The sequence below is a fragment of the Frateuria sp. GZRe14 genome (assembly GCF_051900395.1).
In the GTDB taxonomy this organism is placed as follows: Bacteria; Pseudomonadota; Gammaproteobacteria; order Xanthomonadales; family Rhodanobacteraceae; genus Frateuria_A; species Frateuria_A edaphi.
This window is the reverse complement of the sequence record NZ_JBHZGJ010000001.1, coordinates 752079-763610: the sequence shown is the minus strand read 5'-3', so window position 1 is coordinate 763610 and position 11532 is coordinate 752079. Positions and strand designations below refer to the sequence as shown.

8 protein-coding genes are annotated in these 11532 nt (G+C 70.9%); 2 read left to right on the top strand and 6 right to left on the bottom strand.

What is annotated here, in order from left to right; genetic code table 11:
- Positions 1-3 precede the first annotated feature (3 nt).
- The 3 genes from ACFWZ1_RS03360 to ACFWZ1_RS03350 form a co-directional block, all read right to left on the bottom strand.
- Entirely contained in the window at positions 4-915 is a 912-nt protein-coding gene (locus ACFWZ1_RS03360) for a hypothetical protein (protein ID WP_439665441.1), read from the bottom strand.
- Positions 912-2324, bottom strand: a complete 1413-nt coding sequence (locus tag ACFWZ1_RS03355; protein WP_439665440.1) for a TolC family protein — start codon at positions 2322-2324, stop codon at positions 912-914. Before ACFWZ1_RS03355 ends, ACFWZ1_RS03360 begins: the two co-directional genes overlap by 4 nt.
- Before the next feature lie 75 nt (positions 2325-2399).
- On the bottom strand, positions 2400-3143 hold the full coding sequence (locus tag ACFWZ1_RS03350; protein ID WP_231323652.1) for a SapC family protein: 744 nt from the start codon (positions 3141-3143) through the stop codon (positions 2400-2402).
- A gap of 252 nt (positions 3144-3395) precedes the next feature.
- Between ACFWZ1_RS03350 and ACFWZ1_RS03345 the strand changes: the two genes are divergently transcribed.
- Complete coding sequence (locus ACFWZ1_RS03345) at positions 3396-3992, top strand: HNH endonuclease (protein ID WP_231323649.1); 597 nt, start codon at positions 3396-3398, stop codon at positions 3990-3992.
- Here the strand turns inward: ACFWZ1_RS03345 and ACFWZ1_RS03340 are convergent.
- A complete protein-coding gene (locus ACFWZ1_RS03340) occupies positions 3989-4516 on the bottom strand; it encodes a low affinity iron permease family protein (RefSeq protein ID WP_231323647.1) in 528 nt (175 codons plus the stop codon). The two genes, ACFWZ1_RS03345 and ACFWZ1_RS03340, sit on opposite strands and share 4 nt — an antisense overlap.
- A gap of 126 nt (positions 4517-4642) precedes the next feature.
- On the opposite strand from ACFWZ1_RS03340, the gene dxs reads away from it, so the two are divergent.
- Complete coding sequence (gene dxs / locus ACFWZ1_RS03335) at positions 4643-6532, top strand: 1-deoxy-D-xylulose-5-phosphate synthase (RefSeq protein ID WP_439665439.1); 1890 nt, start codon at positions 4643-4645, stop codon at positions 6530-6532.
- A 79-nt stretch (positions 6533-6611) separates the two neighbouring features.
- On the opposite strand, the gene prmC is transcribed toward dxs, so the two are convergent.
- Both prmC and ACFWZ1_RS03325 read right to left on the bottom strand, forming a co-directional pair.
- Positions 6612-7442, bottom strand: a complete 831-nt coding sequence (gene prmC, locus ACFWZ1_RS03330) for a peptide chain release factor N(5)-glutamine methyltransferase (RefSeq protein WP_439665438.1) — start codon at positions 7440-7442, stop codon at positions 6612-6614.
- Positions 7435-11451 carry a hypothetical protein gene (locus tag ACFWZ1_RS03325; protein ID WP_439665437.1) on the bottom strand — a complete coding sequence of 1339 codons (4017 nt, stop codon included), beginning with the start codon at positions 11449-11451 and terminating at the stop codon, positions 7435-7437. Before ACFWZ1_RS03325 ends, prmC begins: the two co-directional genes overlap by 8 nt.
- Between the last annotated feature and the right edge of the window lie 81 nt (positions 11452-11532).

Sequence of the window (11532 nt, the reverse complement as noted above, 5' to 3'; positions counted from 1 at the left end):
GCGTCAGTCGTCCGAGGCGTCGGCGGCGCTGCCCTGCACCGGCGCGGCATCGACCGCGACCAGCGCCTCGGCACCCTGCACCACCACGCGCTCGCCCGGCATGAACGGCGAACCGACCAGCCAGCCAGCCGCGGTCATCGCCCGTGGGTGCACCGCGCGGCGTTCGAACCGCGTGGTCCCGGTGGCGACGTAGGCCCAGTCCAGCCCGTTCCAGCGCACGATCGCCGCTCGCGGCAGCAGCACGCCGCGCACGGGCTTGCCCTCGCCGTGCAGGTTCACGGTCAGCACCATGCCGGGCACCAGCGGGCCGGCTTCGGCCTGCAGCAGCCATCCGACGGCCAGCCCCGAGCTGCTGCGTGGCAGGCGGCCGAGCACCTGCGCGGAAACGTCGGCGCCGTGCGGCAGCTGCAGCGTGGCGGCCTGCACCTTCAGGGTTCCGTCGGGACGGCCCAGCGGCTCGGCCTTGAGCAGCACCTGGCGGCCACGCACGAGGGCGTCGAGCAGGCGGTCGCGGCGTGCGGACGCCATGTCCGCGAGATCGTCACCCCATGCGCTGCGCAGTGCCACGCGCGCCTCGCGCAGTCGCGCCTGGTCGGCCGTCGCCTGCGCCCGTGCGGCCTCCAGGGCCTTGCGCGAGGCGTTGCCCGCGGCGGCAAGCAACGCCTGCGTGCGCAACAGCTCCGCATGCGAAGCCTGCGCCGCCGCCTGCGCCGCCTCGAGCTCATCGATGGCCTTGGCCAGCGGCACCGGATCGAGCACATCGGCGACCGCGCGCGTGGTCGGCGGCATCTGGCCCTCGGCCAGCGTGGCCAGCCGAAGGCCGAGCCGCGCCTGGGACGCGGCGTCCAGTTCGGTGGCCATGGCGCGGGTGGCAAGCATGGCCAGCGCAAGGGCAATCGATGCGAGGAATTTCATGAGTGATCTCCCGCGGCGGGCCGCAACGCGGCCTCGGTCGGATCGAGGGGAGCGCGCAGCGCATCTTCCAGCGCCGCCTCGGCCTGCCAGGCGGCGTCGAGCGCGGTGAGCGTCGACTGGCCCATCGCAAGCGCGGCCAGGCGTGCGTCCAGCAGGGCGGCGCGGTCGATGGCACCGAGCTTGAATGCGTGTTCGGCCTGTTCGCGCGCACGCACGGCGGCCTGCTCTCCCGCGCGCGCGGCCGACAGCGCCGGCAGCGCCGCGGCCAGCCGCGAGCGCGCCGCGTCGATGGCGCTGGCGATATCGGCCTGCACCGCGCGTACGTGGGCCGCGGCCGCTTCACGTCGCGCGCGCGCCTCGGCGATCGGCCCCTGGTTCTGGTTGAACACGGGCAGGCTGAGGCTGGCGTTGAAGGTGAGCTTGCGGATGCCGTGGTCGTAGGTGTAGCCCGGACCGAGCGAGAGCTGCGGGTACTGCGCGTGAACCTGCTGGTGCAGTTCGCTCTCGCGATCGGCGTAGTCCACCAGCGCACGCTCCAGGTCGCTGCGCGCCAGCAGGGCGTGGTCGGCAAGCGTGTCCAACCGGGCAGGCGACGGCGCGGCGGGCCGGTCGAAATCGTCCCAGCGCAGGTCGATCCCCTGCAGCGCCGCGACCGGCACGCCGATCGCACGCGCCAGTTGCGCCTGTGCGCTGGCGGCGCGCTGGATGGCGGCAGCCTCATCACTGCGCGCCCGGGCCAGCGTCTGCACGGCCTGCAGGTCGACCTGCGGCGCATCCTCGCCCCATGCCACGCGTTGGCGCGCGGCCAGCTCCAGTGCAGTGGCGGCGGCCACCGTGCGGGAGGCCAGGGTCTCCTGGCGACGGGCGATCCATTGCTGTTCCAGTGCGTCGCGCACGGCGCTGCGCACGCTCCACAGCTTGCCTGCGTAATCCAGCCGCGCGCCGCGCACGCCCTGGTTGGCCAGTTGCACGCGCAGGCGCCGGCGCAGGCCGCCATCAAGCAGGAAATCCGTGCTCAGGCCCCACAACCAGGGCGCGCTGCCGGCCTGCGCCTGCGTGTAGCGTTCCAGCGCCAGACCCAACGTCGGGTTGGCGCGCGCCTCCGCCGTCGTCACCGCTGCGCTGGCCTCGGCCAGGTGAGCGCGCGCCTCGGCGACGTCCGGGTTGAGCGCGAAGGCCGCCAGTACCAGTTCGGCGCGGCCGTAACGCGCGGGCGGCCACCGCCCGTGATCGCGCGCTGGCAGCCACGGTCGCAACTGCGCGGCGAGGACCGGATCATCCAGCCGGCGCGCCTGCCACTGCGCACGCGTCTTGGCCGGATCGACCGGCGCGGGGCGGTAAGTGGCACAGCCGGCCAACATGGTCGCCATCGCGGCGCCGGCGGCCAGGCAAAAAAAAGGATGGCGCATGGGCGCCATCCTTGCAGAACGTGCTTAGCGCTCTCTAAGGCCGCCCGGCAGGGCGGCCACGGCGCCGGTCCGACGTCAGGCCTTCGCCCGCTCGCGCTGGTCCAGGCGCTGCACCAGGCGGTCGATGTTGGGCAGCGACAGCAGGTGCGCGTAGATCCAGCCCATCACGCCTTCCTTGAGGAACTCGTGCGCGGTCTTCTCGTCGAGCTGGCGCAGCTTTTCCTCGTTGACCACGAACAGGCCGTTGAGGTTGATCGCGTTGCCGTCCTTCTCCAGGCGGATGTTGCGCGGCTCGAGCAGGTCGTGCTTGCGCAGCTGTTCCATGAACGCGTGGGTGCGCGTCACGTGTTGCTGGAACTCGCCCAGGAAGCCGACGGCGTTGGCCAGCATTTCGCTGTCGGTGCCGTCTTCCTTGAACAGGCGCTCGCCCTCGTCGCTGCCAAAACCCTCGTAGGACTCGTCGAGGAAGACGGTGAAGTCCTCACCCTCGGCGCCCGCCGGCTTCTCGGCCAGGATGAACGGGTAGCGGCGCACGAAGGCCGGCACGTACACGCCCTGCGCCCACTTGCCGTTCTCGTCCACCAGCAGGTTCTCGTTCTGGCGCAGGCCCAGCAGCGCCATCGGGCCGGCGTCCTCGATGCTCTGGCCAGCGAACAGGATCGGCACGTCGCGCGCGGCGATCGGGAACTCCGCGGCCGTCAGCGGCACCGAGTGCGCCGCGGCGGCGAACTTCACGCCGGGGATGCTCTTCAGGCGCAGGTCCTTGTGCTGGTTGCGGTTGAGCGGCACCGGGCGCTCGTAGAAAAGTACTTCAGCCACGTCTTCTTACCTCTGCCCCGCCGTGCCGGGGTCGCCACCGATGGCTCCCCCTCCCAAACCCGGCGTCGGGTCGCGAATCCGTGACTATATCAGCGGCCACGCGCCCGGGCGAATGGCCTCCGGTGACGGCGATCTGCCAAGCGCGTCAAGTGCTTACCGCGCGCGAAGCGGCGAAATTGGGCTATGCTCGAAACACGAGCGCATCGCTGCACCACCTCCGCCGAATCTCATGAACTGGCTGAAGGAACCCGCATGCTGATGGAAGTGCCACGCCGGGACCTCAACGCGACCCGGGTGCTGTCGCTGGACGCCGCCGGCCGGATCCTGGACTGGATCAGCTGGCAGGACGCCGTTTGCCTCTACGTGCGCGAAGCGGTCGCCTGGACGCTGGGCGACCCCTGCCTGACCGTGCACGGCGGCCACAACCGCGCCCGCGGCGAGCGCAGCAGGCTGGACCTGCATCCGATCATCGCCAGCACCGGCCATTGCCGCGACCACGCGATCGATCCGGCGCCAGCGCTGACCAATACCGCGCTGTTCGCCCGCGACCGCCACCTTTGCCTGTATTGCGGCAATCAGTTCTCCCGCGGCGAACTGACCCGCGACCACGTCGAGCCGGTCTCGCACGGCGGCAAGGACGAATGGGAGAACGTGGTCAGCGCGTGCCTCAACTGCAATTTGAGGAAAGCCAACCGCACCCCGCAGCAGGCCCACATGCCGCTGCTGGCCGTGCCCTACCGGCCCAGCTGGGTGGAGCACCTGATCCTGTCCAACCGCAACATCCTGGCCGACCAGATGGAATTCCTGGTCAATCATCTGCCGCGCGACCGGCGGCGGGCGATGGGCTAGGCGGGTTTCGTCTTTCCGTCCGAATCTTCGTCCGCGTCCGCCTGATCCGCACTGGCCTTGGCCAGCTCGCGCTCGATCTCCCGGATCTCCTCGCAGGCCTCGTCCGACTCGTCCTCGGCGCGGACGCGGTGGCCAGCCCGTTTCGCCTGGCGTGCCTCCTCTTCCTTGTTATGGGCGAGCTTGCGGTAGCTCTCCCGAATGCGCTCGAGCGCTTCCTCGTCCAGGTTGTCCACGTCGAGCAGGCTGTTGCGGGCCCGCGTGGCGCGAATCAGCTCGTCCAGCTTGATCTGCAGGGCGGCGCTGTCGCGGTTCTGGCTGTTCTGGATCAGGAACACCATCAGGAAAGTGATGATGGTCGTACCCGTGTTGATCACCAGTTGCCAGGTGTCGTTGAAACTGAACATCGGGCCGGTGATCGCCCACACGACGATGACCGCGGCGGCGATCAGGAAGGCGGCGGGCTTGCCCGAATAACGGGCGGTCGCTTCGGCGAAGCTGCGGAAGGCCTGCGATAGCTTGGACATGGAGGCATCTCTGGCCGTGGTCGCATCCAGCTTGCGAGCGGTTTCGTGTGCCCCGTGTGCACGGCGCCCGGTTTCGTTCACGTCGCCGCCCTTGCCCCGCCCTGCGGCTGGGCCAACAATATGCGGATGATCGACCCATCCCGCTATCCCCACCTGGCCCACATCGAGGCGCCGGACGACCTGCGCCGCGTGCCCGATGCCGAACTGCCCGACGTCGCCGACGAACTGCGCCAGTACCTGATCGAATCGGTCGCCAGCTCCGGCGGCCATTTCGGCGCCGGTCTGGGCGTGGTCGAGCTCACCGTCGCGCTGCACCACGTGTTCGACACCCCGCGCGACCGCCTGGTGTGGGACGTGGGCCATCAGTGCTATCCGCACAAGATCCTGACCGGCCGGCGCGACCGGATCACCACGATCAAGAAAAAGGATGGCCTGGCGCCGTTCCCTCGCCGCGAGGAAAGCGAGTACGACACCTTCGGCGTCGGCCACTCTTCCACTTCGATCTCGGCCGCGCTGGGCATGGCCATTGCCGCGCAGCGCAAGGGCGACGACCGCAAGGTGGTGGCGGTGATCGGCGATGGCGCGATGACCGCCGGCATGGCGTTCGAGGCGCTCAACCATGGCGGTGACGTGGAGCCGAACATGCTGGTCGTGCTCAACGACAACGGCATGTCGATCAGCGAGAACGTCGGTGCGATGACCAAGATGATGGCGCGCGCCATGGCCAGCCGTCGGCTCAACGCCGTGCGCGAGCGGGCCAAGAAGGCGATCCCGCGGCAGTCGTTCTTCGGCCGCTTCTTCAAGAACTGGGAGGAGCACGCCAAGGGCATGTTCCTGCCCTCGACCCTGTTCGAGGAACTGGGCTTCCATTACACCGGCCCGATCGACGGCCACGACATCCCGGCCCTGCTGCGTGCGCTGCGCACGGTCAAGAACCTGCCCGGGCCGCAGCTGCTGCACGTGATCACCACCAAGGGCAAGGGCTACGCCCCGGCCGAGCAGGCGCAGATCGAATACCACGCGGTCGGCCCCTTCGACCCGGTTGCCGGCGTGGTGAAGAAGAACGCGCCGGCCAAGCCGAGCTATACCGACGTCTTCGGCGACTGGCTGTGCGACATGGCCGCCCATGACGAGCGGCTGCTCGGAATCACGCCGGCGATGCGCGAAGGCTCCGGCCTGGTGCGCTTCTCCAAGGAATATCCCGAACGCTACTTCGACGTGGCGATCGCCGAGCAGCACGCGGTGACGCTGGCCGCCGGCATGGCCTGCGAAGGCGCCAAGCCGGTGGTGGCGATCTACTCGACCTTCCTGCAGCGAGCCTATGACCAGGCGATCCACGACGTGGCACTGCAGAACTTGGACCTCACCTTCGCCATCGACCGCGCCGGCGTCGTCGGCCCGGACGGCGCCACGCATTCGGGCAGCTTCGATCTTTCGTTCCTGCGCTGCCTGCCGAACATGGTGATCATGGCGCCCTCGGACGAGAACGAGTGCCGCATGATGCTCAGCACCGGCTTCGAGTACGACGGTCCGGCGGCGATCCGTTACCCGCGCGGCACCGGCCCCGGCGCCGCCGTGCGCAAGGAGCTGGACACGCTGCCGATCGGCAAGGCCGAGCTGCGCCGGCGTGGCCGCAACCTGGCCATCCTCTCCTTCGGTGCGATGCTGGCGCCGGCCGCGGTAGTGGCGGCGGAGCTGGATGCGACGCTGGTCAACATGCGCTTCGTCAAGCCGCTGGACGAGGCGATGATCCTGGAGCTGGCGAAGACGCACGATGCCTTCGTCACGCTCGAGGACAATGCGATCGCCGGTGGCGCGGGATCGGGCGTGGCCGAGTGCCTGGCCGCCCACGGGATCGTCAAGCCGCTACTGCACCTTGGCCTTCCGGACGTCTATCTGGAGCACGGCAGCCGCGAGGAAGTGCTCTCGATGGCCGGGCTGGATTTGCCTGGCATCCGCAACGCGATACGAGCACGGTTCCCGCAGCTTGCGAGCGTCGCGGCCAGCGCGGGTTGATGAAGGCGCACCCAGGGTGCGCTCCTGCATGCGCGCCAATCCGTAGGGACGCATCCCGTGCGCGCCCGCTGGCTCCCCGTCAGGAACCATCCAAACTGCCGCCGCTCACCCGATCACGCTGCTCCAGATCCTGCGCCGTGAACACGTCACGATAGCCTGCCGCATCGAGCAGCCCGCGCACGGCCGTGCCCTGGTCCCAGCCGTGCTCGAACAACAGCCATCCGTCACCCGCCAGGTGCGAGCGGGCGCCAGCCACGATGCGCCGGATGTCGTCCAGGCCGTCGCTTCCCGAGGCCAGCGCGCTACCCGGCTCGAAACGCAGGTCGCCCCGCTCCAGGTGGGGATCGTCCGCCGCGATGTAGGGCGGGTTGGACACGATCAGATCGAACCGCTCGTCGCCAAGCGCGGCGAACCAGTCGCCTTGGGCAAAGCCGACATTGCGGATGCGGTTGGCTTCGGCGTTGCGTCGCGCCACCGCCAATGCGGCGGCGCTGGCGTCGGTGGCGAGCACGCGCGTGTGCGGACACTCGCGTGCGATCGCCAGGGCGATGGCGCCGCTGCCGGTGCCCAGGTCGGCGACGCGCGGCGCTCCCTCCCGCGGGAGCTTCGCCAGCGCCAGTTCGACCAGCAACTCGGTCTCCGGTCGCGGGATCAGCGTGGCGGGCGTCACTTCCAGGTCCAGCGTCCAGAAACCGCGGTGGCCGGTGAGATAGGCCACCGGTTCACCGGCGGCGCGACGTTCCACAAGTTCGGCGAAGGCCGCGGCACCCGCCGTGTCGGCCGGATCGTCGGCATGCGCAAGCAGCCAGCTGCGCGGTTTGCCCAGCGCGTGCGCGAGCAGGATGGCTGCCTCGGCGCGGTCGCCCAGGCGTGTGGTGGCTTCGGCCAGCAGTTGGCGCACTTCAGGCATCCGGCGGCACCTCCGCGGTGGGCAGTTGCGGCGGCATGGCGGGTTTTGGCTTGTCGCGACGCCAGTAGCCGCCGCGGGACCAGGCGTCGAAGCCCCAACGCAGCCAGCCGATCAGCGCATTGGCCAGCCACAGCGCCCAGGCCAGCATGGCCAGCTTGTAGGTCCACAACGGCAGGCTGAGCACGCCCGCCCGCGGCAGCGCGTCGGTGGTGCGATCGGCGAACCAGTGCAGTTGCAGCGCGCTGGAACCCATGCCGGCGACGTGCATGTCCGGCTGTCCCAGCAGGCCGCCCGGCACCGCGGCCACCAGCACGCCGAGCGCAAGCGCGGTGAGCAGCGCCAGGCCCACCTGCATCAGATCGAACGGGCCGGCGCGCCAGGAGGCGACCGCGGCGCGCGCGCGCAGGCCGAGCAGAATCAGCCAGGCCACCACCACCGTGTACGCGCTCCAGGCGAAGGCGGAGAAACCCAGGCCCAGCAGCAGCCAGTGGCGGAAGCGCAGCGGCGTGGGCGCGTAACGCGAGAGCAGCCAGGCTGCGGCCAGCAGCACGATCAGCTGCGCCCAGTACAACACCGCGGGGCCGGCGCCCGGGCCCCAGGTCCACAGCACCCAACGGTCCTGCGGCAGTTGCAGGAAGGTATCGAGGTTGGCCGCCGGTGCGTGCAAGGCGATGGCCGGCGAGCGGGTGCGCATGGCCGTGCCGACCGATTCGCGCAGCCGCAGCTCGTAACGGTGCGTGCCCGGCAGCAAGGGCAGCGACAGCGCGCCGTTGCGCACGGCGAGCGGCAGGCGCTCGCCGTCGCGGCTGGCTTGCAACAACTCGGCACCCGCCGGCAGGCCCAGCGCGTGCTCGCCACCACGGGTGCTGCGCGCCTGCAATTGCAGGGTGGTCTCGGTGGCCCGCTCGCCAATGGTGCTGCTCGATTCCGCCCGGTCGAACGCCAGGGTGCCTCCCGCGACGGCGGCCGGTTGGCTGAGTACCAGCGTGAGTCGCTCGCCAGGCAGCGGCTGGAAGCGCGGCACGTCGCCGCCGCTCGCCGGCACGCCACTGGCGTCGACATGCCATATCGGTGCGGCATCGATCTCCCACACTTCGGCGCGTTCGGCCAGCGCCGGCGCGGTCAGCTGCAGTCGGGCCGCGCGGTCCAGGCGGCTGGTCCATTCGACGCTGTCCGTGCCTGCGTTGAAGGCGAGCTGGATGCGCCCGCCGCGCACCGGCGCGTCGGTATCCAGCGGGTGCTCGCCCGGAAGGAGCGGCAGGGCGATGCTGAAGCCGCCGGCCTGCGGCGCGATGCGCTCGACCTCGTTCTGCACCGTCCACTCGTTGCCGAGCACGAGATGGCGGGTCAGCCGCACGTAGGGCGGAAAGTCCTGCGCGGGTGCCCCGACCGTGCCCCCGGCGGCGACCCGCTGGCGGTCGAAGGCCAGGCTGTCGCCAAGCAGATGATCGGTATCCAATCCGTCGGCCGTCCAGCCGTCCATCTGCAGCGTGACGCGCTGCGGCGCCAGGGCGAAGCGCAGCCGCGCGCTGTCGATGCCGTCGAGCCGGTAGCGCAAGGCCAGATCGTGCACGCCTGGATCCAGCCGCAGCCAGAGCTGGTCGTCGTCGCGACGCGCCAGCACGGCCGGGCGCCCGTCGACCGTCACCGCGACCAGCGGCAGCGTCGTGGCCGGCAGCGGCAACGCGACCGCGGCGCCTGCGTGTGCCTGCAGGGTGAGTTCCAGCGCGTCGGCGGCCAGTACAGCGCGCGCCTGCGGCAGGTTCGCGCACGCGGGCGAGCAGGCCGGGGCCTCGACCAGGCGTTGGCGAAGTTGATCAAGCAGAGGCTGGCTCGGAAGCGTTTGGGCGTGGGCGTGCCAGGGCAGCAATGCCAGCGCCAACAACGCGGCCGATGCCGCGCCACGCCCGCCTTGCCAGCGCCCGCGCCAAGGCGCCAGCAGCGAGGGCAGCACGCGCGCAAGCAACGTGGCCAACAGAGCCACCATAAGCACGCGCAGCAGGCTCACCAGCCATGCGGGCGCGATCACCAGGCGCAGGGTCTGCTGCGGCGTGACCGGACCGGACCAGCCGAGCCGGTAATTGCTGCCCAGGCGCCAGGTCGGCATCCCGGGCCCCGCCTGGACCAGGCTGCGGTTGTCCGTCGCTGCATCCAGCGTGGATAGCTTTGCGGCGCTGACCGACACGGCGCCCAGCGATTGCATCGCCTCCGACACCTGTGGCGCCGCCGCGGAAGGCGCTGGCGGAGCAGCCAGTTCCGGAGGCGCGACGTTGTAACCCGGCTCCAGTCTTCCCGCCTCAAATTCGATGCGGGGGGCCTGCGGCTCCAGCTGCGGATGCAGCGCGTATTGAAGCTGCGTCGCCACGAACGGCAGCGTCCACAGCGTCGCGAGCACGAACGAGGCCAGGGCGGCGACGTTGGCGACTCGCCGCAGGCGCCCTTCCGGCAGCGCGCGCAACAGCAACACCAGCGCCAGCAGCAACGCCAGCGTCCAGCGCGGCGCGCCCGGTTCGTGCTGCGCCAGCGCAAGGAAGCCGGCCGCCAGCAGGGCCCATGGCCAGCCCAGCAGGCGCCCTGCCAGCAGGGCGATCAGCGCCACGCCGAACACGTCCAGCAGGCTCCATCGGGCCACCCATGAATCGGGCGAACTGTCCGCGCCGGGCGCGCCGAGCAGGCGATAGCCCGGCGGCAGTTGCAGTGTGGCGTCGATGCGCTCCAGCGGGACGTTCCAGCCGGTCACCGGCAAGGCACCGCTCGCGGGCACCCGCAACCCGGCGCCCAGATTGAGCTGTTCGCTGCGAACCTCCACGCCGCCGCGGCCGTCCTTGCCACGGCTGACCAGAAGCGGCTCGCCATCCTGCTCGGCGCGCTGCAGTTGCCAGGGCGCGCCGACTTCCAGTCGCTGGCGATGCAGTTCGCCTTGCAACTGATCGTCCACGGCCAGGCCCTTGCCGTCGAAGTCCAGCCACAGGCGGCGCGACAGGCGCAGGCGATCGTGCCGCCCTGCTCCGCGCTCGCCCGGCTGCACGGTGAGCGTGGCCTGGCCGTCCATCACGAAGGCGGGAAGCTCGCGCCAGTCGTCCGGGGCGCCGGCCTGCGCCGCGTCGGTGGCCTGGCCTTCGGCATGGCTGCCGCGCAGGTCGGGATCGTCGGCGTAGCTCCAGATCTCCTGCCGGGGCCATGGCGCGGGCGGCAGGCTGGTCGCGACACGCGCGAGTGGCGCGCTGGCGCGGGCATCGAGGGTAACCGTCCAGCGACCGGGCTTCAGTTGCACGCGCAGTCGGCCGTCGCTCTCCAAGCGCGCAGGCAGCTCTCCGTCCAGCGCGGTGGCGACGAACCCTTCTGGCAGCGCCGGCCCGAGTATCAGTTCGCGGGCGCTGCCGGTGACGTCGAAGCTCAGGCGGGTTTCCAGTGTCGGCGGTAGCCCGACGGCAAGTCGGCGATCGACGCGCAGCGACAACGCGTCGGCCACGCGCTGGGCCGCGGCCGCCTCGCCCAGGGTCAGCTGGTCGCCATCGCGCTGCAGGCGTGCGACCGGCTTGCCGTCCAGGGTGAGATCGACCAGGCCGATCGACGCCGGCACCTGCAGGCGCGCCGGCCGTGCCGACCAGGGCAACAGTCCCTGCAGACGGTGGTCCCCGGGTGGTACTCGCACCATCGGCTGGTTGTCGCGCTCCAGCACCACGGCCGGCTGGCCGTCCAGCCGTACCTGTTCCGGCCAGTGGCGCGCATCGCCCGGCAGGGCGATCCACGCCGGTGCATCGGCATGTGCTTCGAGGGTGAACTGCCCCCCGCTCGCGCCGGCCACCAGCGCCAGTCGTCCCGGCCAGGCGCATTGCCAGGCCTCGCCCTCGCCGGGCATGTGCGCCAACCGCGGGCAGGCATGCGCCGGCACCTCGTGCAGCACCCAGTCCTGCCAGTCGCGCAGTGGAGGCGGCACCTGCTGCGCGGCGGCCGGTACGGCCACCAGCAGACCCATGAGCAACAACCATCCTGATCGAGCACGCATGCCTGGTCTCCCTGTCGCCCGGCGGGCGCGGGACAGTTTAGGGGGAACGTGCAAGGCCCAGGCGAGTCGGCGCCCTTGCAG